The 22,955-nt window shown below is 58.9% G+C and carries 20 protein-coding genes; all 20 read right to left on the reverse strand.

The features are described from left to right. Positions 1-13: 13 nt before the first annotated feature. The 20 genes from murB to ETC00_RS02550 all read right to left on the reverse strand — a co-directional run bounded on the left by murB (position 14) and on the right by ETC00_RS02550 (position 22,946). Positions 14-919, reverse strand: a complete 906-nt coding sequence (murB, locus tag ETC00_RS02455) for a UDP-N-acetylmuramate dehydrogenase (RefSeq protein ID WP_171564377.1) — start codon at positions 917-919, stop codon at positions 14-16. 116 nt (positions 920-1,035) lie between these two features. Then, a complete protein-coding gene (murG, locus tag ETC00_RS02460) occupies positions 1,036-2,127 on the reverse strand; it encodes an undecaprenyldiphospho-muramoylpentapeptide beta-N-acetylglucosaminyltransferase (RefSeq protein ID WP_171564378.1) in 1,092 nt (363 codons plus the stop codon). Between the two features lie 16 nt (positions 2,128-2,143). Next, positions 2,144-3,232: a stage V sporulation protein E gene (spoVE, locus tag ETC00_RS02465; RefSeq protein WP_171564379.1), complete on the reverse strand. Its 1,089-nt coding sequence runs from the start codon at positions 3,230-3,232 to the stop codon at positions 2,144-2,146. Between the two features lie 67 nt (positions 3,233-3,299). Continuing rightward, entirely contained in the window at positions 3,300-4,664 is a 1,365-nt protein-coding gene (murD, locus tag ETC00_RS02470) for a UDP-N-acetylmuramoyl-L-alanine--D-glutamate ligase (protein WP_171564380.1), read from the reverse strand. Next, positions 4,661-5,632 (reverse strand): phospho-N-acetylmuramoyl-pentapeptide-transferase, encoded by a 972-nt coding sequence (gene mraY, locus ETC00_RS02475; RefSeq protein ID WP_171564381.1) that lies wholly within the window; start codon positions 5,630-5,632, stop codon positions 4,661-4,663. Before mraY ends, murD begins: the two co-directional genes overlap by 4 nt. A 43-nt stretch (positions 5,633-5,675) precedes the next feature. Continuing rightward, entirely contained in the window at positions 5,676-7,154 is a 1,479-nt protein-coding gene (locus ETC00_RS02480) for a UDP-N-acetylmuramoyl-L-alanyl-D-glutamate--2,6-diaminopimelate ligase (RefSeq protein ID WP_171564382.1), read from the reverse strand. Between the two features lie 119 nt (positions 7,155-7,273). Continuing rightward, a complete protein-coding gene (locus ETC00_RS02485; protein ID WP_171564383.1) occupies positions 7,274-9,199 on the reverse strand; it encodes a stage V sporulation protein D in 1,926 nt (641 codons plus the stop codon). A gap of 68 nt (positions 9,200-9,267) precedes the next feature. Beyond that, positions 9,268-11,634 carry a penicillin-binding protein gene (locus ETC00_RS02490; protein WP_171564384.1) on the reverse strand — a complete coding sequence of 789 codons (2,367 nt, stop codon included), beginning with the start codon at positions 11,632-11,634 and terminating at the stop codon, positions 9,268-9,270. Positions 11,635-11,774: 140 nt separating this feature from the next. After that, positions 11,775-12,254: a cell division protein FtsL gene (gene ftsL / locus ETC00_RS02495; protein WP_171564385.1), complete on the reverse strand. Its 480-nt coding sequence runs from the start codon at positions 12,252-12,254 to the stop codon at positions 11,775-11,777. Positions 12,255-12,291: 37 nt separating this feature from the next. Beyond that, on the reverse strand, positions 12,292-13,227 hold the full coding sequence (gene rsmH / locus ETC00_RS02500; protein WP_171564386.1) for a 16S rRNA (cytosine(1402)-N(4))-methyltransferase RsmH: 936 nt from the start codon (positions 13,225-13,227) through the stop codon (positions 12,292-12,294). An 86-nt stretch (positions 13,228-13,313) separates the two neighbouring features. Further along, positions 13,314-13,745 carry a division/cell wall cluster transcriptional repressor MraZ gene (mraZ, locus tag ETC00_RS02505; protein WP_171564387.1) on the reverse strand — a complete coding sequence of 144 codons (432 nt, stop codon included), beginning with the start codon at positions 13,743-13,745 and terminating at the stop codon, positions 13,314-13,316. A gap of 150 nt (positions 13,746-13,895) precedes the next feature. Then, positions 13,896-15,155 (reverse strand): adenosylhomocysteinase, encoded by a 1,260-nt coding sequence (locus ETC00_RS02510; RefSeq protein WP_171564388.1) that lies wholly within the window; start codon positions 15,153-15,155, stop codon positions 13,896-13,898. Positions 15,156-15,407: 252 nt separating this feature from the next. Continuing rightward, a complete protein-coding gene (gene bshC / locus ETC00_RS02515) occupies positions 15,408-17,030 on the reverse strand; it encodes a bacillithiol biosynthesis cysteine-adding enzyme BshC (protein ID WP_171564389.1) in 1,623 nt (540 codons plus the stop codon). A 113-nt stretch (positions 17,031-17,143) separates the two neighbouring features. After that, positions 17,144-17,701, reverse strand: a complete 558-nt coding sequence (locus ETC00_RS02520) for a helix-turn-helix domain-containing protein (protein WP_171564510.1) — start codon at positions 17,699-17,701, stop codon at positions 17,144-17,146. Positions 17,702-17,753: 52 nt separating this feature from the next. Beyond that, positions 17,754-18,173, reverse strand: coding sequence for a DUF3397 domain-containing protein (locus tag ETC00_RS02525; RefSeq protein WP_171564390.1), 420 nt, complete (start codon positions 18,171-18,173; stop codon positions 17,754-17,756). Continuing rightward, positions 18,157-19,131, reverse strand: a complete 975-nt coding sequence (locus tag ETC00_RS02530) for a ketopantoate reductase family protein (protein ID WP_171564391.1) — start codon at positions 19,129-19,131, stop codon at positions 18,157-18,159. Before ETC00_RS02530 ends, ETC00_RS02525 begins: the two co-directional genes overlap by 17 nt. Before the next feature lie 296 nt (positions 19,132-19,427). Then, the gene (locus tag ETC00_RS02535) at positions 19,428-20,966 is read right to left on the reverse strand and encodes an acyl-CoA carboxylase subunit beta (RefSeq protein ID WP_171564392.1); all 1,539 of its coding nucleotides are present in this window, start codon (positions 20,964-20,966) and stop codon (positions 19,428-19,430) included. 15 nt (positions 20,967-20,981) lie between these two features. Next, positions 20,982-21,755: an enoyl-CoA hydratase gene (locus ETC00_RS02540; protein WP_171564393.1), complete on the reverse strand. Its 774-nt coding sequence runs from the start codon at positions 21,753-21,755 to the stop codon at positions 20,982-20,984. Then, on the reverse strand, positions 21,752-22,681 hold the full coding sequence (locus ETC00_RS02545) for a hydroxymethylglutaryl-CoA lyase (RefSeq protein ID WP_171564394.1): 930 nt from the start codon (positions 22,679-22,681) through the stop codon (positions 21,752-21,754). The genes ETC00_RS02540 and ETC00_RS02545 overlap by 4 nt, the downstream gene beginning before the upstream one ends. 52 nt (positions 22,682-22,733) lie before the next feature. After that, on the reverse strand, positions 22,734-22,946 hold the full coding sequence (locus ETC00_RS02550) for an acetyl-CoA carboxylase biotin carboxyl carrier protein subunit (protein ID WP_171564395.1): 213 nt from the start codon (positions 22,944-22,946) through the stop codon (positions 22,734-22,736). Positions 22,947-22,955: the final 9 nt, after the last annotated feature.

Here is a 22,955-nt window from a genome sequence, read left to right on the forward strand (position 1 = left end):
TTTCACCTCCGTGTTACCCCTCGCCCACCACCAACACTTCCGGATGCATCTCGACGCCGAATTTTTCTTTGATCGTACATCTGATGTGATCCATCAGGGTGAGGACGTCGGCAGCCGTGGCCCCTCCGCGATTGACGATAAAGTTGGCGTGTATCTCAGAGACCTGAGCTCCTCCAATCTGAAAGCCTTTTAATCCGGCCGCTTCGATCAGCCGTCCGGCGTGATCTCCCGGCGGATTGCGGAACACGCTGCCGGCGCACGGCATCTGCAGGGGCTGCGTCTGCCGGCGGCGATCCTTGTACGCAGCCAGTGTGGCCGCAATCTCCTTGCGGTCGCCCTTGCGCAGACGGAAGCGCGCCTCAAGCACGATTCCCTTGCGCTTTTGCAGAAGAGACGTACGATAGCTGAAGCTCAGCTCTTCATTGCTCAACACCTTTACCTCGCCATTTTCGAAGAGTATCTCGGCTTCTAGTAGAATACGTGAAAGATCAGATCCGTGAGCCCCCGCATTCATGTAGACGGCTCCGCCTACTGTACCAGGAATGCCTCCCGCAAACTCCATGCCTGTTAACCCCATCTTGCCTGCCTCCACCGCCAGGCGGATCATGGAATATCCGGCACCCACACACACCTCTTCGCCCCTGAACTCGCAGTGACTCAAGCCCTCAGCCACCTTGAGCACGGCTCCGCGAATCCCTCCGTCCCTCACCAGAAGGTTGGAACCGCGCCCAATAACACTCCAAGGAATTTCGTGACGATGGATGATTTGCAAGGCTTTCTGCAAGGATGCTTTATCCTTGGGTTGGATTAACAAGTCAGCAGGACCCCCGATCCGCCACGTCGTATGGTTGGCGAGAGGTTCATTGGTCCACACTTTTCCAATACCTGCTTGCCTCAACTCATCTGCGATTTGTTTCATCTGTGAACCTCCTGATACACATGCTAGGTCGGACCTATGTCTTATCACGTGTTTGCTTCATCCTATGCGATCGCCCATAACGGCGTGACAATCGCCCAGACGTCCGTTTTTTGCCTCTAAAGGCTTTTCATCAACCGATAGATTTCCGTTGCCGCCTGCGGCATCCCCAACTTGAGCGAGGCCTCCCGCATGGACGCCCAGCGCTTCCGGTCGCTCAACAGTCTGGTTAGCGACTGACGCAGCCGCTCGCCGGTCAGCTCCCGCTCCAGGATGACTTCAGCCGCTCCCTCCTTCTCCAGTCCGCGTGCGTTTTTCTCCTGATGGTTGTTGGTCACGTACGGGGACGGGATGAGAATGGCGGGGATGCCCAAGGCAGTGATTTCCGCCAACGTGGATGCGCCTGCCCGGCTGACCAGCACATGCGTAGCCGCCAGAACATCCGGCATATTGTGGACGAACGGCAGGAGGGAAATGTTGCGCGGCAGGTCTCCCTTTTCCCGCAGAGCGGCGGTAATTGCCTCGTAGTGAACTTCGCCGGTCACGTAGACAAAGTGGGTATCTTCAAATTGTTCCAACTCCGGCACGATGGACAGCACCGCTTCGTTGATCGCTTTCGCCCCGCGGCTGCCGCCAAACATGAGGACGATACGCTTGTCCCCGCCGATGCCCAAAAACGAACGGCCCGCCCGCTCGTCTCCGTGCATCACTTCCGTCGCCCGGGGATTGCCGGTCAGCACGCTTTTTGACCGGGGGAAAAACGACAGGGACTCGGGAAACGACACCGCCACCTTGTCGACGAACCGGGTAAGAAATTTGTTGGTCAGGCCGGGCACCACGTTTTGCTCGTGGATGATGGTGGGAATCCCCAGCCGGGCCGCCGCGTAGACCACCGGGCCGCAGACGTACCCTCCCGTGCCGATGACCACGTCCGGCCGAAAACGCTGCAGCATCTGTTTCGACGCGGAGACGGCGCGGAAAAACTTCCACAGGGTCTTGACGTTGTCCAGGGTGAGCTTCCGCTTCAAGCCGACAATTTCCACCGATTCAAACGGAATCCCGGCCCGCGGCACAATCTGGGCCTCCAGGCCGTGCTTGCTGCCGATATACAAAAAGGCCGCCTGCGGTTCCTGGCGGGACACTTCTTTCGCCACCGCAAGCGCCGGGTATATATGTCCACCTGTGCCTCCACCTGTGAGGACGACACGCATACGATCACCTTCTATTCTATCTGGAAAAACGCGAAATGTTTAACAGCACACCGACCCCGGTCAGCATCAGCGTCAGCGACGAGCCGCCGTAGCTTAAAAACGGCAGGGTGATTCCGGTAACCGGAAACATGCCGGTCACCACACCGACGTTGATGACCACCTGGATCGCAATCATTCCGATGATGCCCAGCGCCAGCAGACTGCCGAACAGATCCGGCGCTGTAATCGCCGTGCGCATGCCCCGCCACAACAGCAACAGGAACAGCAGGAGCACCAGTGATCCGCCGACAAAGCCAAGCTCCTCGGCAATCACCGAGAAAATAAAGTCGTTGTAGGGCTCCGGCAGGTAGAAGTGCTTCTGCCGGCTCTGCCCCAGCCCCAGGCCAAACAGCCCGCCGGGACCGATGGCGTACAGGGACTGGATGATCTGGTACCCGGTGTTCAGCGGGTCCTGCCATGGGTCGAGGAACGAGGTGATCCGCTTGATCCGGTACGGTGCGGACAGAATCAGTCCGACAAACCCGGCCAGGCCAAGCACGCCCAAGCCGATGAAGTGGCTGATCTTTGCCCCGGCGGCGAAAATCATCACCAGCGCGGTACCCATCAGCACGGTACCCGTCCCCAGATCAGGCTGCAGCATGATCAGGGCGAAACATACGGTCGGGATCGCCAGAGCGGGCACCAGCCCTTTGCGAAACTGCACGATCAGCTTTTGATTGTCGGAGAGCCAGCGGGCCAAAAAGGCGACGACTCCCAGCTTGGCGAATTCACCCGGCTGAATCCCGAACGCGCCGATGCCCAGCCAGCTCTTGGAGCCGTTCACCTCGATGCCGATGACCAGCACCAGGATCAAGAGGCCGATGCTGGCGTAAAACGCGACTTTGGCCCACCGCTTCCAGATCCAGTAGTCCATGTTCATCGTCAGGTACATGGAGGTGATCCCCAGCAGGGCAAAAATCAACTGCCGCTTGGCAAAGAAAAACGGGTCGTTGAACTTCTGCGCCACGATCGCGCTGGCGCTGTACACCATCACGATGCCTATTCCCAATAAAAAAAGTGTTGCAAAAATAATTACGAAGTCGGGAGCGGAGCGGGACTTGCTCATTGTGACAGGTCATCCTTTCTCGCGCCGTCCTTCGCTGATGCAGCACTCCTGCTGTACGGGACGGACGTTATGCTAGGCTTGTTTTAAGTCTATGCACAGCGTCCTTAAACATGCTCCCCCGCACTTCGAACGACGGGAACATGTCCCAGCTTGCGCACGCCGGACTGAGCAGCACCACGTCGCCCGGCGCAGCCTCGCCGCTGGCGGCAAGGACGGCTTTTTCCACAGTATCGACATGGATGAGCCTGCTAATTCCTGCTTCTTTTGCCCGCTCCAGCAAAATCGGGGCAGTCTGCCCGAGCGCGACCACCGCTTTTACCCGCGGCCCGATGACAGGCACCAGCTCGCGAAAATCCACGCCCCGATCCAGTCCGCCGCAAATCCAGACGATCGGTTCGTCCAGCGCCTGCAGCGCCCGCGAAGCCGCTTCCGGGTTGGTCGCCTTGGAGTCGTTGTAGTATTTGACACCGTCAATCGTCGCCACGTACTCCATGCGGTGCTCCACGCCCGGAAAGGTGGAGAGCACCTTGGCGATGGACTGCTTGTCCGCGCCTGCCAGCCTGGTCACCAGCGCGGCTGCCAGGGCGTTGTCCAGATGGGCGACGGACAGATCGGCCACAGCCATGAGCACATCCCGCTCCCCCTGCGGCCCGACGAAGACGATGTCACCGCCGTCCACATAGACGCCCTGCGGCACCGACTGCCACTTGCTGAAGTAGTAGGTGGCCGCCTTCAGTTCCCCGCATTTGGCCAGCACGTCCGGCTGGTCGTACGGCAGGATGGCGATGTCGTCAGCCGTCTGGTTGGCAAACAGCTTCAGCTTGGCTGCCAAATACTCGTCCATTGTGTGATGGTAGTCGAGATGGGCCGGATACAGGTTGAGCAGCACGCCGATTTGCGGCCTGAACGCCTGCGTCCCCAGCAGTTGAAAGCTGCTCAATTCCGCCACCAGGCGCTGGTCGGGCCGGGCCGTTTCCGCAAGCGAACACAGCACCGTGCCGATATTGCCTCCTACCAGGGCATCCATGCCCGCTTCCTTGAGGATCAGACCGACCAGCGTGGTCGTGGTCGTTTTGCCGTTGGAGCCGGTGATGCCGATGATCGGCGCCTGCGAGATGAGGTAGGCCAGCTCCACCTCCGTCACCACCGGGATGCCGAGCGCCAGCGCTTTGGCCACCGGCGCCGCTTCGTAAGGGATGCCCGGGTTTTTCACCACCAGGGTCACGCCTTCATGGATCAGGTAATCGGGGTGATGCCCGCAGATGACCGGAATGCCGAGCGCTTCCAGTTCGTCGGCGCCAGCCGTTTCCTCGCGCGGCTTCTTGTCGTTGACGACAACATGCGCACCAAAGCGGTGCAGCAGTTTTGCCACTGCCACACCGCTTTTTGCCATGCCCAACACGACTACGTGCTGATTGTGATAACGTTTCATCGCATTGCCACCACCTCTAGGTACACGCCCAATCCGGCAAAGATGATGCCCACCAGCCAGAAGGTGACGACAACGCGCCACTCCGACCATCCGGTCAGTTCAAAGTGATGGTGAAGCGGACTCATCCGGAAAATGCGCTTCCCTCTCGTTTTAAAGGAGACAACCTGCAGAATGACGGAGAGCGTCTCGACGACAAACACGCCGCCGATGACGGCCAACAGCAGCTCTGTCTTGGTCATGATCGCGATTCCCGCCAGGGCACCGCCGAGTGCCAGCGACCCGGTGTCCCCCATAAAGACGCGGGCGGGATGCGCGTTGAAGACGAGAAAGCCGAGCACAGCCCCGACGACGGCTGCGCTGAAGATGGCCGTGTCATAGTCCTGGCTGATCCAGGCGATGATGGCGTACGCCCCGAAGGCGATCGCGCCCGTCCCGGCGAGCAGGCCGTCCAAACCGTCGGTGATGTTGACGGCATTGGTCGTGCCTACCAGGAGAAACAGCAGAAACGGGAAGTACAAGAGGCCGAGCTCCAGCTTCCACGGTGTCCCCGGCAGGTGCAGCGTCGTATCGTGTCCCATTTGCACTAATAGGTAATACGCGCCGACGGCCAGAAGGAGTTGGCCGGTAAATTTCTGCTTGGCCGTCAGGCCGAGATTCCGCTTCCGGATGATTTTGATGTAGTCATCCAAAAATCCGATCAATCCGTAGCCAAGTGTCACCAGCATCAAAAACAGGATTTCTGCATTGATGTTGGCAAACTTCAGCACGGTAAAAATAAGTGCCATCAGGATGATTGTCCCACCCATGGTGGGAGTTCCTGCCTTTTTTTGGTGAGATTGCGGCCCTTCCTCCCGGATCGCCTGCCCGAATTTCAGGCGGCGCAGCACGGGGATGAACAGGGGACCGATTAGTACGGCAATGAGAAACGCGGCGACGATCGTGACGAGTAGTACATTGTCAGCGAACATGCCCGACCCTCCTTTCTCTGATGCTATTCACGGACGCGTGCCTCTATTCGTTCCGCCGTTCGGCGATGGCCTCCCGGGCCACTTCACGGTCGTCAAACGGCAGCACCTGTCCCTTGATGATTTGATAGGTTTCGTGTCCCTTTCCGGCGATCAGGATGACGTCATCCTGCTTGGCCTGCGCCACGGCGTAGCGGATCGCTTCCCTTCTGTCCACGATGGAGACGTATCGCTCCGCAGCCACTTCCGTGAGGCCCGCCAACATGTCGTCAATGATCGCCTGCGGATCCTCGGAGCGAGGATTATCAGACGTTAAGACGGTCAGGTCAGCGTATTTTGTTGCAATCCGCGCCATAATTGGGCGCTTTGTCCTGTCTCGGTCTCCGCCGCAGCCGACCACACAGAAAATCCGTCCCTTGGCAAACTCCTTGACGGTCGCCAGCGCGTTTTCCAGGCTGTCCGGCGTATGCGAGTAGTCAACCAGCACGGCAAACGGCTGGCCCGCGTCGACCGGTTCAAACCGGCCGTTTACGCCCGGCACCGCTTCCAGGCTCGCCTTGATCTCATCAAGCGGCACACCTTCGGCCAGCGCGACGGCAATGGCGGCCAACGCGTTGTAGACGTTGAATTTGCCCATCAGCTTCAGATTGAGCCGGATGGAACCGGCGAAGGTGTGGGCAGTAAACGACGTGCCGCGGCTGGTGATCTCAATCTCGGCGGCCCGCACGTCGGCCGGATTGTCGATGCCGTACGTGATCACCCGGGCGGGCGTGACTTTGGCGTACAGGTTCGACGCCTCGTCGTCGGCATTGAGCACGGCCGTTTTCAACCTGTCGGGATCGTAGCTGTTTCCCAGTTGGGAGAACAGGAGCGACTTGGCGTCACGGTAATTCTCCATCGTCTCGTGGTAATCCAGATGATCCTGCGTCAGGTTGGTAAAGACTGCGGTATGTACATCGCAGCCGCGTACGCGCCCCTGCTCCAGAGCGTGGGAAGACACCTCGATGATCGCGTATTCCGTGTCGACGTCGCGCATCCGGCGAAACGCGTGCTGCAGTTCCAGCGCGTCCGGCGTGGTGTTTTTCACCTCTTCGGTGACATCGCCGATCCGCATGTGAATGGTGCCAATCAGCCCCGTGCGCTTGTTCTGGTCGCGCAAAATCTTGTCAATCAGATGGGTGGTGGTCGTCTTGCCGTTGGTTCCGGTCACCCCGATCAGCTTCAATTCCCGCGTAGGCGACCCGTAAAAACGGTCAGCCAGCATTGCCATTGCCCGGCGGGTATCCGGCACCCGGACAACGGTCGCTGGCACGTCCACATCCTGCTCCGCAAGCACGGCGACGGCTCCGTTTTCCACCGCCTGTGCCGCGAAGGCATGACCATCCACGGTGAAGCCTGTCAGACAGACAAACAAGCAGCCGGGCTGAACTTTGCGTGAGTCTGCCGTCAATCCTGTAATCTCCAAGCTGTCATCTCCCGTTACCTGCACCGGCAACAGAGGAGCAAGCAGATCTCGTAACAGCATAAAACAGGCACCCCATTCTCTCCCTATTATAGACAAATGCGTTGCGATTTCTACAAAACGCGGCGGGTGAGGCTTTCGATCAAGCCTCCCCACCCCGCTTCCGAAATCTCATTGTATAGCTAATCGGCTGATTTGTCACCCAGATGGATACGAATTTTTGATCCTTCCTCGATTTTGACTCCCGGGGCAGGCGACTGGCTGATGACGTGAGTGCCCTTGCCGGAGACGACCAACGGCAGCGTGTCGTACGTAGTGACTATTTCCCGCATCGAAAGCCCCACCATGTTGGGCACTTCCACGTAACGCGTCTGGCCGAGGGCGGGATTGTACTCCCGCGGGATGCCGTCCTTTCGTTTCGGCACGCCCATGTACTGCAGGGACGATTCGATGATGTTTTTGACGCTCGGCGCGGCGATCAGCCCCCCGAAGGCCAGCGCCTTGGGGTTGTCGACGGCGAAGTAGACCAGTATCTGCGGGTCGTCTGCCGGCGCGAAACCGATAAAGGAGACGATGTACTCCCCGTTTACGTACCTGCCGTTTTTTACCTTCTGGGCCGTACCGGTCTTGCCGCCGACGCGGTAGCCCTCGATGTACGCCTTGTTCCCCGTTCCGCGCGCCACGACACTCTCCAGCGCGTAGCGAACCTTGGCGGACGTCTCCGGCGTAATCACCTGACGCACTTCGGTGGGAAGCGCCCTGCCCACCACGTCATGGGTTACGCTGTCACGCCACTCTTTGGCTACATACGGCTTCATCAGCTTTCCGCCGTTGATCGCCGCAGCCACGGCGGCCATCTGCTGGATCGGCGTGACCGACACCCCCTGGCCGAACGACGTGGTGCCCAATTCCACCGGTCCCACCCGGTCCAAGTTGAACAATAGGCCGTTTTCCTCACCAATCAGATCAATGCCTGTCTTTTGTCCAAAGCCAAACTTTTTGATGTAGTCAAACAGCCGCTCCTTTTGCAGCCGCTGCCCCATCGTCACAAACCCCGGGTTGCAGGAGTTTTCCACCACTTCCAGCATCGTTTCCTGGCCGTGTCCCTGCCGTTTCCAGCAGCGCAGCCGCTTGCCGGCGACGAGGATGTAACCCGGATCGTAAAACCCTTCGTCCAGGCTGACCACGCTTTCGTTCAGCGCAGCGGCCAGGGTCACGATCTTGAACGTCGAGCCAGGCTCGTACGTCTTCCAGATTGGCAGGTTGCGGTTGTACACCTCTTCGGGGTAGTCCCGGTAGCGGTCAGGCTGAAAGGTGGGGCGGCTGCCCATGCCGAGAATCTCGCCCGTCTTCGGGTTCATGGCTATCGCCAGCACGTCGTCAGGCTGATACGCCACCATCGCCTGATCCAGTTCCCGCTCGATAAACGACTGAATCGTGCTGTCGATGGTCAGGTACATGTCCATCCCGTCGATTGGTGCGACATATTGCTCTCCTCCGCCGGGCATCGACTTTCCCCGCGCGTCGGCCAGGTACGAAACGTAACCGGGCTGCCCTTTGAGATAGTCGTCGTACAAGCGTTCCAGACCGGTCAGCCCCTGGTTGTCGATCCCGGTAAAACCGAGCAGATGGGCGGCCATCGTACCATGCGGATAGAATCGCTGGGTGTCTTCCACCACCTCGATGCCGGGCAGGTTCAGCTCCTGAATCTGCTTGGCTTTCTCCGCAGAGATTTTCCGTCCTCCCGGCACGCGGTTAATCATCGCTCGTTTGGTAATGCCCTGGTAGACCGTTTCTTCGTCCTGCTCCAGTATGACCGCCAGCTTCCGCGCCGTCTCACGCGCATCTTCCAGCTGCACCGGAATCGCCATGACCGAGGGAACGCTGATGTTGGTGACCAGTTCGTTGCCGTTGCGGTCGAGAATGCGCCCTCGCTTGGCTTCGAACGGAATGTTGCGGTTCCACAACTTCAACGCCTTGTCCTGCAGCCAGTGCCCCTGCACCAGTTGAACGTATCCGAGACGGGTGATCAGTGCGGTGTACAGGACGATGCCGATCACCAAGGCGACAAATATGCGGCGCCGCACAGTTACATTGGATACCCGCAAAGCGAGTCCCCCCTCACGGAGTAGGTTGTCTCTTTCCTACCCTATTCGCGGGGGGGACGGGTTAGAACTTACGGTGTTGACGGCGGCTGATTCGCCGATCCTGCTGTGCCCGCTTCCGCGGAACCCTGCGCTGTTGTCTCGGCTCCCGATGTAGCGCCGGGAGGGGCGCCTCCTGTCGTCGGATTGGTCTCGTCAGACGCCTGCGGCAGCTTGGACGCAGGTTGAAGCGTTACCTGCAGCTTTTCGCCTCCATTGAGCACGGTGCCCGGCTTGATGCTTTGCTGGGTGACAAAACCGGTCCCGACCTGCGCAACCTGGATGTTCAACAGCGAGGCGAATTCCATTACGTCACGCAGCGACCTGCCGGTAAAGTCCGGCATTTTCGCCCCTTTGACCCGATCCGTCACGAGGATCACGCGGGTGCCGGAGGGCACTGTTTCATTCGCGGCCGGAATCTGGCTGACGATCTTTGTGCCGGTTCCGACCACGTTCACGTTCAACTGCTCCTGCTGGGCCCGAAGCTGCGCGGTCGTCGTGGACATGCCGACCAGCTTGGGCACCGTCACTTCCTTGTCGGTGATAACCGGCTTCTGGGATGTGGCTGTGTTTGCCTTGTCCGACGCCTGCTGCACCTGCTGCATGTCGGGTTTTAGCTGAAGGTACTGCAGGCTGCGCCCCATGACGGACGTAAAGATCGGCGCCACTACCTTTCTGCCCCATGTCTGATACGACTCGCCCACCTGCGGGTCATCCACCACCACGTAGACGAGCAGACGCGGATTGTCCTTGGGCGCAAAACCGATGAAAGAGACGATGTAGTGGCCCTTCATGACTTCACCGTTTTCCGGGTTGTACTTCTGCGCCGTCCCGGTCTTGCCGGCAACGTGATAGCCGTCGATCCTGTACGCTTTCCCCGTACCTTCTTCGTCTGTGACCACCGTCTCCAGTATGTCACGCACCTGCTTGGCGGTCGATTCCTTGACCACCCGGCGAACCACTTCCCGCTCGTTGCGCTTGACCACCTCACCGGTATTGGGATCGCGCATTTCCTTGACGATGTGCGGTTTCAAAAGCTCGCCGCCGTTGGCAATCGCTCCTACCGCCATCACCTGCTGGATCGCCGTCACGGTCACCCCTTGGCCAAACGTGGTAACGGCGATATCGCGGGGCGAACGCGGATTATCCAGGTTGTTCAGGTTGCCGGCCTTTTCGTAGGGCAGCTCGATGCCGGTAAGCTGGCCCATCCCGAAGTCCTTGAAGTACTTTTTCAGCCGGTCCTGCTTCAGCCGGTCGTACCCCAGGATGACGAAGGCGACGTTGCTGGAGCGCTGCACGCCTTTGAGAAAGGTGATCCTGCCCCAGCCGACCCCGTTGTTGTGGTCGCGAATCGCCGGACCGGGAATTTTTGTGTATGTACCCGACTGGTAGGTCTCATTCGGGTTGAACAACCCCTCTTCGATGGAGGCTGCCAACGTGATGATCTTGAACGTGGAGCCCGGTTCAAACATGCTCGTGACCGCGTGGTTGGTGTAGTTGGAAATCCCCTTGTAGTACTCGTTGGGGTTGAACTGGGACCGGTTGCCCATGGCCAGGATTTCGCCCGTGTTGGGATCGCTTACGACCACAGTCATGGCCTTGGGCTTGAATTCCTGCTCCGCCTGTTCCAGCGCCTGCTCCACATAGCCCTGGATGGTCCGGTCGATCGTCAGGTAGACGTTGAGACCGTCCTTGGCCGGTTTGTACTTGCGCTCCCCGTCCGGGAGCTGATACCCCAGCCTGTCCGTCAGAATCTGCATCTCACCTTTTTCGCCGCGCAGCTCCTTGTCCAACTGCAGTTCGATCCCCATGCGCGGCGTGCCCTCGTAGTCCACATAGCCGAGGACGTGGGTGGCAAAGCTGCCGTTGGGGTAATAGCGGCGGGTGGTTTCGATCAGCGTGATGCCGGGAAGCTGGTTATCCTCCACCTTCTGCCCGTTTGGCAGCGTCGGATGCTGCAGCTCGAGAATGCGGTTGCGCTGTTCTTCCGTAATCTTGTTGCCCCAGCGGCCCAATTCCACCACTTTGGCGGTAGGATTCGTCAGGTATTTATACAGTTTGTCCACCGGCGCGTTCAAAATGGGTGCCAGTTTGGTGGCCGTGTAGTACGGGTCTTTGACGTAATCCTGGTCCTTGTCGTCCATGGGCTTCAGCCTGGCGTTTACCGTGTACGCCTTGGCTTCGAAGGCCAGCTTCTCGCCGTTGCGGTCGAGAATCTCTCCCCGCTTGGGCTGCAGCGTTTTTTCCATGTCGTCCCATTGGATTTTGGCGTAGTCCATGAGCTTTGCCGCTTCTACGGTCTGAAGCCACCAGAGTCGCACCGTCAGGCCGGAAAACAGCACGATGGTGCAAAGCGCCAGAATCAGGATCCGCCAGTTGACGCGTCGTTTCGTGTCCATGCCCTCTTCCCTCCAACTCGACGGATGATGACCGCCCCCGTGCAGGGGACAGCAAAAAAGAAAAGCTTCTCCGATCCCTGTCGGTGAAGCTGATGTCAGCATGTTGAACCTGTGATTACGGCAATATCCGCAAGTTCCCGTCAGGAATTCGTTTTCGACTGAGCGGGCTGTTTCGTCTTGGCATTGTTGTCATTTTGATTTTGCTTGGGAGTTTTCGCCGGATTCGTCTGCGCCGATCCCTGTGACGCGGATTTCCCCTTGGGTTGACCGATGAAGTGTACCGCTTCCGGATTGTAAACCATCCCCATGTTTTGCGCTTCTCTGAGAATCCGGTCGCTGTTGCTCAACTGCTCGACTTGCAGCAGCAGCGAGGCGTTTTGCTCCTTCGTCTCCTTGATCTCTTTTTTCAGGCGCTGGATTTCGTAGTTGTACTGTGAAATTTCCGAGTAACGGACGCCGACCAGACCCACTCCCGTCACGATCAGCGAGATCAACAGCAGGTACAGCAGCTTTTCCTTGGTTGGAATGGACGGTTTGATGCGAATGGTGCGCTTGGTTTTGGTCACGGTGTGCGACTTTTCCAGTTCCACCGCAAGATTTCCCCGGTAGTAGTAGCTCAACTCGGTCTCCCTCCTTTGCGTGCAGGCTCGCGGGGCCTTACAGTTTTTCCGCCACCCGCAGCTTGGCCGAACGGGCGCGCGGGTTGGCCGTCAATTCCGCTTCCGAAGGCAGAATCGGCTTTCTCGTGATGATTTTGACAGACGCCTGGTTCCCGCACGTGCAGACGGGAAACGACGGCGGACAGGTGCAGCCTTTGGCAAAATCCTGAAATACCTGCTTGCAGATCCGGTCCTCCAGCGAATGAAACGTGATGACGCTCACTCTACCCTGGGGACGGAGCAGATCGATCGCGTCCACGACCGCCTCGCGGAATGCATCCAGCTCGTCGTTGACTGCGATACGAATGGCCTGAAACGTGCGTTTCGCCGGGTGCGGGCCGCTCCGGCGTGCCGCCGCCGGAATCGCTTCCTTGATCAGCTCCACCAGCTCCCCGGTCGTCCGCACAGGTGCATGCCGGCGCCGCTGTACGATTTGACGGGCAATCCGCCGAGAAAACTTTTCCTCACCATACTCCCAGATGATCCGGGCCAACTCTTCCTCATCCCACTCGTTTACGATGTCGTAGGCGGACAACGGTGCATCCTGATCCATCCGCATGTCCAGCGGCGCATCGGCGTTGTAGCTGAAGCCGCGCTCCCCCTCGTCCAACTGGGGGGAGGAGACTCCCAGGTCAAACAGCACGCCGTCCACACCGTCCAGACCGAGATCGCTTGCAATGTCACGGATTCGGCGAAAATTGCTCTTGACCAGCGTCACCTTATTCATGTAGGGAGCCAGCCGTTCGCGGGCGTTGTCCAGCGCCCAGTCGTCCTGGTCAATGGCGATCAGGCGTCCGCCTGCGCCCAACCGGGACGCGATCAAGCTGCTGTGCCCCGCGCCGCCCAGCGTACAGTCCACATAGACGCCATCCGGCCGGATATTCAGCCCGTCTACGGCTTCTTCCCTGAGTACGGTCACATGATGAAACGACAAAGGTTGTCACTCCCGATTCAAACGCGTAAGAAAAGGGTTGTCTGCCTTTTCAAACCGGATATTTTGCGCTGCCTGGACTCATGCAGTTACAAGTTGAAATCCACCAGCTTTTCGGCAATGTCCCCAAACGAACCCTCCGACTGAGCGAAGTACTCTTCCCAGCGCTCTTTGCTCCAGATCTCCACGCGGTTGGAGACGCCGATGCAGACGCACTCCTTTTGGATGTCAGCGTACTGGCGCAAAGTGGGCGGTATGTTTACCCTGCCCTGCTTGTCCCATTCGCATTCGGTCGCGCCGGAAAAGAAGAACCGCGTGAAGGCGCGGGCGTCAGCCTTGGTAAAGGGGAGCGTCTTCAGCCGCTCCTCCAGCACTTTCCACTCTTCCATCGGGTAGACAAACAAACATTGATCGAGGCCGCGGGTTATAACAAAGGACGAGCCGAGCCCTTCGCGGAATTTGGCAGGGATGGTCAGTCGGCCTTTTTCATCGATGCTGTGCTGATATTCACCCATGAACACGGCCGTTTCCCCCACTTTCCTTCCACTAGACTCCACTTTCCCCCACTTTTCCCCACTCGCTGCCTAGTTGTTATTATAAAAAAAAATCCTGCTTTTGTAAGCAGGATTTTTTCGCTGATTTTCTCGCCGGACTTGGACGGGTTTCGCCGCTTATTCGACCCAGCTGTCCAGATACGCTTTTTGTTCGTCGGTCAATTTGTCGATGCCGATGCCCAGCGCCTCCAGCTTGTAGCGCGCCACCATTTCGTCCAGCTCGTACGGCACGTTCAGCACGCGCTTGCCGATCGACTGGTAGTGTTTGTTGACGTATTCCAGAGAGACTGCCTGGAGGGCAAACGTCATGTCCATGATTTCCGCCGGGTGGCCGTCGCCCGCCGCCAGGTTGACGAGGCGGCCTTCCGCCAGAAGGTACAGTTTTCGACCGTCCGCCATGACAAATTCCTCGATGTCCTTGCGAACCGTGCGCTTCGATTTCGACAGTGCTTCCAGCTCCACCTTGTTCACTTCGACATCGAAGTGGCCGGCATTGGAGAGGATCGCTCCGTCTTTCATCACTTCAAAGTGCTCTTTGCGGATCACGTCGCGGTTGCCGGTAACGGTGACGAAGTAGTCGCCGTGTTTGGCCGCTTCGCTCATCGGCATCACTTCGAAGCCGTCCATGTACGCTTCGACCGCCTTGATCGCGTCCACTTCGGTCACGATCACTTTCGCCCCGAGGCCTTTGGCGCGCATCGCCACGCCTTTGCCGCACCAGCCGTAGCCGACCACGACCACGGTTTTTCCGGCGACGACCAGGTTCGTCGTGCGGTTGATGCCGTCCCAGACGGACTGCCCGGTGCCGTAGCGGTTGTCAAACAGGTATTTGCAGAACGCGTCGTTGACCGCCACCATCGGGAACTCCAGCTTGCCCTCTTTTTCCAGCGCTTTCAGGCGCAGAATCCCGGTGGTCGTCTCTTCCGCGCCGCCGCGAATCTGGCCGAGCAGATCGCGACGTTCGCTGTGCAGGATGGACACCAGGTCGCCGCCATCGTCAATGATCAGGTCCGGACGGGTCTCCAACGTTTTGATCAGGTGCTCCTTGTACTCCGCCGGATCCGGATTGTACTTGGCAAATACGCGGATGCCGTCTTCCACCAGGGCCGCGCAGACGTCGTCCTGCGTGGAGAGCGGGTTGGAACCGGTAATCGTCACTTCGGCGCCGCCTGCTTGAATCACTTTTGCCAGGTATGCCGTTTTTGCTTCCAGGTGCAGGGAAATCGCCACTTTCAGGCCGGCAAACGGTTTTTCCCGTTCAAAGCGCTCCCGGATCCGGTTCAACACGGGCATATGTTCTTTCACCCAGTCGATCTTCAAGTGACCGTTGGGTGCCAATGACATGTCTTTTACAATGCTTTCCGAAACCATGTTCATGGGTTTGACGAACCTCCTTCTTCTCTGCAACACCATCATTATCTTATCATACGCATTCGCAGGCTTCATCCTTTTTTCCTGTTCAAACCAAAAATGGTCTTGCGCGGACAGGAGCGGACGCTCGTGGTTCAGCGTGGCTCAGTCAACACTGACAAAGAAGCCTGGAAACATGTGTCTCGTTCGCTGCAATCGATTGGCCATCAGTCAGAAGCACTGCTGCGGGTGCTTGTATCTTAGAGGAAATTGTATGATTTACAGATAGATGACGTGATGCCTGCCGTCGTGGGCAAGCGGCGCTTCGATCAGACGGTCGACCAGATCGAGTCCGTGCTTGTTGGCAAAGGAAACATACGACAGCTTCCGCTCCTGCCATGCTCCCTCTGGAGCAAGCGCAGCCTCCAGCCGCTGCACCCGCACCCGGCCCACATCTTCCCGCTGGTCCAGCAAGCGGAGCAGCCGCTTCTCCAAAAAGTCCACCTGGGCCATCAGCATGCCCACATTTTTTTCGGCCAATTTACGCATGCCCGGTTCCAGGCGGATGACCTCGTCCACGAGCGGACGGTAGATGTCGAGCAAACCTTCCCGCACCTCCGTGAAGCGCCCGGCCAGGGGGTGCGGTGCCCGCCGCGCCTCCCATTCGGCTTTCCACCCGGCAAAATCCCTTAACATCTGCTCAATGGTAATGCCGCACTCGCGCATCAGCCGCTCCATCGCCCCTTCGACCAGGGTGACCGACAGGCGGGGCAGCACGATCGGCAGGCGAAGCCCAAAGAGTTCAAACACTTCTTTTAAATACGCCCAGTACGCCACTTCACCCGGTCCGGCCACAAAGGCCAGCGTGGGGAACAGATACTCCTGCATCAGCGGGCGAGTCACTACATTGGCGCTGAAGCGCTCCGGTTCCATCTCCGCCAGCCGCAGCAACTCCTCACGAGTGTAGCTGCGACGCCGCGTCACGAACCGTTCGCCGTGGCGTTCCAGTAGCAAACGGTCTTGGTCCTCGTAGAGAAACAGGTTGGCTTGATGCGCCTTCACCTGAAGCTGCTGCGGGTATCCGGCGGCTTCGATCCGTTCGGTGGCATCCATCAGCAGGCCGGCCAGCTGTTCGTTTTGTTCGAGGATCGCGCGGAACATCGGCTGTTCCAGTTTGCGCACAAACGGCAGGCTGGACTCCACCAGCACCAGACCGTGCTTGCCGAACAGGCGGGCCATCAGGCGGGCAAACCAGTCCGCCAACGTCTTGGAGGAAGCCTGCGTTTCTTCCAACAGATCCCGAATCACGGCCGTATACTCCGTTTCCGTCTGGTCGGCAAAAAAATCGGCCAGAAAGCGGCGGCACTCATCCGGGTCGAAGGGCAGCATGCTGGCCGACGGGCGCCCTTTGCGCGGCAGCGCCAGCCGTCCTTTGCGCAGAGCCGTTCCCCCTTCCGCCAGCCAGTAGAGGTGGTCGATTTCGTCAATATCGTGATCTTCACCGGCAATCCAAAACACCGGGACGACTTCCGTCTGGAGTTCCTTTGACAGCCGTTTTGCTGCCTGTACCAGGTGGACAGCCTTGTAGATCGTATACAGCGGTCCTGTCAGCACTCCGGCCTGCTGGCCGCCAACGACGACCAGCGTCTGCGTACATCGCAGCCGTTCAATCTGCGCCAGCGCCTCCGGATGATTGCCGATCTGACTGTTGTAGGCATACAATCCGTCCGCCAGTTCATTCCGGTGCGGGATTGGCCGTTCTGTGAGCCACGCGATCCGCTCCCGGTACGAATCGGAACGGTAGGGATGGTACGCAAAGAATTGCAGCGCATCGGCTTTTCCCTGCTGGTACGCATTGGACAGCGGGTTCGCCAAAGGAAGCGCAACGCATTCAATTTTCATTAATGCTCACCTTTCTTACGCCATGTCACTGCAAATTATACCATGCCCCCTTTCCGTAAAAAAACAAGACAACCCGCTGAATGGGTTGTCTAAGTGCAGTCAAATGTGCTGTCTTAAAATTGCGACGGTGTCATCGACCAAATCAGCACGGCCTCGCCGTCGCCAGTATTTTCGATGGTGTGGGGTTTGGAACAGTCAAACGAAATGCTGTCACCCGCTTCCAGTTCATGCTCCTCGTCATGAAAACGCGCCGTCACGCGTCCCTGGATGACGACAAAACACTCTTCGCCCTCTGCCTGCACAAACCGGTCTGCCGCCATCTGTCCCGGCTGCAGCCTGACTTCCAGCATGCCCAATTTGCCGCTGCCGCCGGTGGAAAGCAGACTGTACGTGCCGGTCGATTCAGGGAAGATCATCTGTCTGCGCTTCTCTTTGCGGGTGACGTGTACCTGCTTCTGGTCGATGTCCTCGAAAAAGTGAATGATCGACGATTCAAGCGCTTTCGTAATTTTCCACAGCGAATCCAGCGAGGGCTGGGAAATGCCGCGCTCCACCTGGCTGAGCAAGCCCTTGCTCAGTCCTGTCTTGTTGGCCATGACTTCGAGCGTGAAGCCGCGTTCTTTCCGAATCGTTCGAATCTTGTGTCCGATCGACTCGATGGGAAGCCGCATCATTGTCCTACCTTCTTTCTTTTCAGGATATGTATTGATACCGCCGGTGGATTCAGACGACGCTCATCGTCTTGACGATCCCCATCGCAAAGAGCACCACGTAAACCAGTCCAAACAGGGGAAACGACAACCGCCACGCGGAAAAACCGGCCTTCCGCAGGGAGAGTTTTCTCTTCCACTTCACCTGCAGCCAACTCAGCAAGCCTACAGTCACGAGGAAAAACACGATCACCCACCACCAAGCGGAAAGCGCATCCGGCCAGATCACGCCATAGGCGGCCACGACAGCGCGAATGAACAAAAAATTCGTGATATTAACCGCCCAGCGGCCGGCCAGCCGCCGGTCCCGTTTCCACGCGTGCACGATCAGATACGCCAGCGGAAACCCGAGAAATGGAAAAACGGTCAACAGAGCCCACACATGGGTCAGCACTGCCCAAACAAACGACCAGAGATTACCCAAAACGGTCATGTGCCGCCTCTCCTTTCGCGGTTTCCATGCCTGATTTGAGATGTACGGCGCGCAACAGCGTTTCGTGCAGCGGAACGGGCGTGCCGGTCCGTTTTCCCTTGTCCACGAGGTACCCGTTGATCGCGTCCACTTCCGTCCGGTGGTGCCGTCTGATATCCTGCAGCATGGAGGAAAGATTCCGGGAAGTATTTCGGCAAATGGATACAATTTCCTGCCAATCTGCTTCATCAATTTTTTGACCGCAGCGTTTGGCCACGGCGGCCGCTTCGTCAAACAATTCCCGCATCAGCCTGAGCGTGTGCGGTGAATCGAGCAGCATGCCGTTGGGAATCTCGAACAACGCGGTCAAGGGATTAATCAGCGCGTTGGCCAGCAGTTTGCGCCAGGCGTAAGGCTCGACGGCGTCCACGTATTCGGCGCGGATGCCGCAGCGGTTGGCCCAGGCGACAAACGCGGCAATCAGCGGATCGCGCACAGGCTCAGCCGTCCAGGGTCCGACGCGCAGCAGGCCGGTGCCGGTGTGTTCCACCTCGAACGGCGACAGGCGGCGCGCCCCCTCTGTATTGATCGCGTAAAAATGCTGCCCAGGCTCCAGCCCTTCCGCCAATTGTTCGTGATGACCCATGCCGTTTTGCAGGGCCAGCACCCGCGCCGAGCGGGGGAGTTGGCGCAGCAGCGGCAGCAGCTCGGCGATGGCAGTCTGCTTCACGGCCAACAGGTAGAGATCGCCCTCCGGCAATCCGTCGTCTATCGGAGAAGCGTTGACCGCGACTGTTTCCCGTCGGCCGTCCAGCGTGAACAGGGACAGCCCCCGGTCGCCGATCAGCGCGGCCTGCTCACGGGTGCGGGTAACCAACTCGACCGACTGGCCGTTCAGCAAAAAACGGGCCGCGTACAGCAATCCTACGGAACCGCCGCCGATTACCACCGGGTGGAACGTTATCGCTTCCGACTGCATTTGTTCACCTACATTAATCAATACTTATTTCAAGAATAGCAGGTTTGCGATCAATGTTCAATGAAATGTGCGCAAAAGGTCGAAATTATCGAAACATTTTCCGCCCGAGCGGTCCGTCAGCACACGTGCCGGCAGCAGCGGTCAATCTGAATGAACAAAACGCAACGCCATCGCTTCAGGTTAAACCTTCTTATTTGTAAAGGCATACCTCCCGTTGGCTGCCAAGCAGCGCCACAGCCTGTTTTTCACAAAAAAAACAGACTGCCTCCTCGCCGAAGACAGTCTGTCTGGCACATCTACACCGGGTATACCGGGTGCTTGCGCTCCGAGAAGATTTGCTGCTTGCTCTTGTAAATCTCGAAACGGCGGATCAGCTCGCCGCGCAGTTCGCTCGGCGGCACGATCGCATCCACGATCAGGTTGGAGGCGAGCAGGTAGATGTCGATATCCTGCTGGTACTCACGTCGTTTTTCCATAATAAACGCTTGCCGCTCCTGCGGGTCTTCAATCGCCTGAATCTTGTTGCTGTAGACGGCGTTAACCGCCGCTTCCGGCCCCATCACGGCGATCTGCGCGCCGGGCAGTGCCAGGCAGGCGTCGGGTTCAAACGCCGAGCTGGCCATCGCGTACAGGCCGGCGCCGTACGCCTTGCGCACGATCACGGAGATTTTCGGCACAGTCGCCTCCGCCATGGCCGCGATCATTTTCGCGCCGTGCCGGATGATGCCGGCCCGCTCTACGGCGGTGCCAATCATGAAGCCCGGGACATCAGCGAGAAACAGCAGCGGGATGCGAAACGCGTCGCACAAGGTAATGAAGCGGGCCGCCTTGTCGGCCGAATCGACGAACAGCACGCCCCCTTTCACCCGAGGCTGGTTGGCAACAATGCCGACCGGTTTTCCTTCCAGCCGGGCAAAACCGGTGATCAGTTCCTGGGCGAACAGCTTCTTGATCTCAAAGAACGAACCCTCGTCCACCAGTGCATCAATCAAGTCGTACATGTTAAAGGGCGTGTTCTGGTTTTCCGGCACGATCTCGTTGATGTCCCGCGCATCCGGTTTGGGTGGCCGGGCCGCTTCCACAGGGAGCTCTTTCGTGTAGTCGTCCGGCAAATAGCTGAGGTAGCGACGGGCTGCCTGAATCGCTTCCTCTTCATTGGCCGCCAGAATGTCGCCGCAGCCGCTCACCGAGCAGTGCATGCGCGCGCCGCCCAGTTCCTCCAGCGTCACCTTTTCGCCGATTACCATTTCCGCCATGCGGGGAGACCCGAGGTACATGCTGGCGTTTTTGTCCACCATGATGACCACGTCGCAAAACGCCGGAATGTACGCTCCTCCAGCGGCGGAAGGGCCAAACAGGACGCACACCTGCGGAATTTTGCCGGAGAGCTTCACCTGGTTGTAAAAGATCCGGCCCGCTCCCCGCCTGCCGGGGAACATCTCCAGTTGATCGGTGATGCGTGCGCCGGCGGAATCAACCAGGTAGATCAGCGGCACGCGCATTTTCTCCGCCGTCTCCTGGATGCGGATGATCTTTTCCACCGTCCGCGCTCCCCACGAACCGGCCTTGACCGTCGCGTCGTTGGCCATCACGCAGACGGTCCGCCCATTCACTTTGCCGATGGCGGTCACGACCCCGTCTGCCGGCAGGTCACCCGCGGTGAAATTGGCAAACAAGCCGTCTTCCACCATGAACTCATCGTCAAACAACAGCTTCAATCTGTCGCGGACGAACAGCTTGTTCTGCTCCTTCAGCTTGGCGTGGTAATTTTCCTCTCCTCCCTGCTTCACCTTGACAATCCGTTCTTTCAGCGTCTGTTCCAACTGCTTGCTCATCTGCCGTTCCTCCCGTCATTCTCCGCGATATACCGGTTTTCGCTTTTCCCTGAACGCTTCCAGCCCTTCCAGCCGGTCGCGGGTGGGGATTAGCACCTGGTAGGCGCTGCTCTCGATCGCCAACCCCGTCGCCAGATCGGCCTCCATCCCGTAATCAATGGCGAACTTCGCCTGGGCCAGCGCAAGCGGCGCGTTGGCGGCAATCTCCTCAGCCAGCTGAAGCGCGGACGTCATCACCTGATCGCGCGGAACCGTGCGGTTGACCAGCCCGATCGCCAGCGCCTCCTCGGCGTTGACGCGGCGGGCGGTAAAAATCAGCTCCTTGGCCTTCCCCTTGCCGATCAAGCGCGGCAGCCGCTGCGTCCCGCCCGCTCCGGGAATGATGCCAAGCGACGTCTCCGTCAGCCCCATCTGGGCCGTCTCGCTCATCACCCTGAGATCGCAGGCCAGGGCCAGCTCCGTTCCGCCGCCCAGCGCAACGCCGTTGATCGCGGCGATGACCGGCTTGGGCAGACGCTCCAGCTCACTGAACGTATCCCGGATGGTGCGGATGTAGAGCTGCACTTGAAGCTCCGTCATCGTCCTCCGCTCCTTTAAGTCGGCGCCGGAGCAGAACGCCTTCTCCCCCGCACCGGTCACTACGACGGAGCGAATTTCCCTGTCCGCGTCGATCTCGGCAATCAGCCGACGGAGCGTGAACAGCGTCTCCAGGTTCAGACAGTTGTACACCTCGGGCCGATTCAGCGTCAGCACGCCGACGGCCCCCTCTTTTCGCAGCAGTACGCTCATGCCGTATCCCCTTCCGCCTCATTCTTTGCGCAGGTTTCCGCCTGCGCCAGACTGGCCGCAAGCACCTTGGACGGCAGAGGGCGCCCCAACTGCCGCTGAATGTAACTGCCCGCCTCGATCAGCTTCTGCAGATCCACGCCAGTCTCATAGCCCATGCCGTGCAGCATGTAAACCAAATCTTCGCTGGAAATGTTACCGCTCGCCCCCGGCGCGTACGGGCATCCCCCCAAACCGCCGATCGAGCTGTCAAATGTGCGGATTCCTTCGGCCAGGGCAGCCGCCACGTTGGCCAGGCCCGTTCCACGGGTATCGTGAAAATGACCGGCCAAGCGCTCGCTCGTAACATCGTTCACAAGCACTGAAAACGTCTCCTGCACCTGACGGGGCGTGGCCACCCCGATGGTGTCGCCGATGGAGACTTCGTAGACGCCCATTTTGAGCAGTTCGTCCGTCACCCGCCGGCTGTTGTCCAGCGGGACGGCCCCTTCATACGGGCAGCCGAACACGGTGGAGACGTATCCCCGCACGCGCATGCCCAGCGTCAGCGCCTCTTGGACTACTTCCCTGAGGACGGGGAAGGTTTCGCTGATGCTTTTGTTGATGTTTTTGCGGTTGTGCGTCTCCGAGGCGGACATGAATACCGCCACCTCCGTCACCCCGCACTCCCTGGCTCGCTCCAGCCCGCGCAGATTGGGCACGAGCGCGCTGTACGTCACGTCCGGGTTGCGCGGCAGTTGGCGAAAGACGTCCGCCGTGTCGGCCAATTGGGGAATCCAGCGCGGATGGACGAATGAGCCGGCTTCGATCCGGCGCAGTCCCGCCTCGGCCAGCAGGCCGATCAGCCGGATTTTCGCCTCGGTCGGCACCATTTGAGATTCGTTTTGCAGGCCGTCACGCGGCCCTACTTCTACAATCTGCACCTGCATGCAGGCCACCTGCCTTTCCTAGCGGGCGCTCAGTTTGGAATCATTCTAAAAACTACTCCAGTACGAGGATGACATCTCCGTCATTGACGAAGTCCCCGACATTTACTTTTACTTCAACCACTTTGCCGTCCGCTTCCGCCTGGATCGGCACTTCCATCTTCATCGACTCCAGCACGACCACGTCCTGACCTTGGTTCACCTGGTCGCCTGCCTGCACCAGCACGTTGATAACGGTTCCTGCCATGGATGCTGTCACGTTTTTCATCATCATGCT

It is taken from the genome of Brevibacillus sp. MCWH, assembly GCF_013096935.1.
Classification (GTDB): Bacteria; Bacillota; Bacilli; order Brevibacillales; family Brevibacillaceae; genus Brevibacillus; species Brevibacillus aydinogluensis.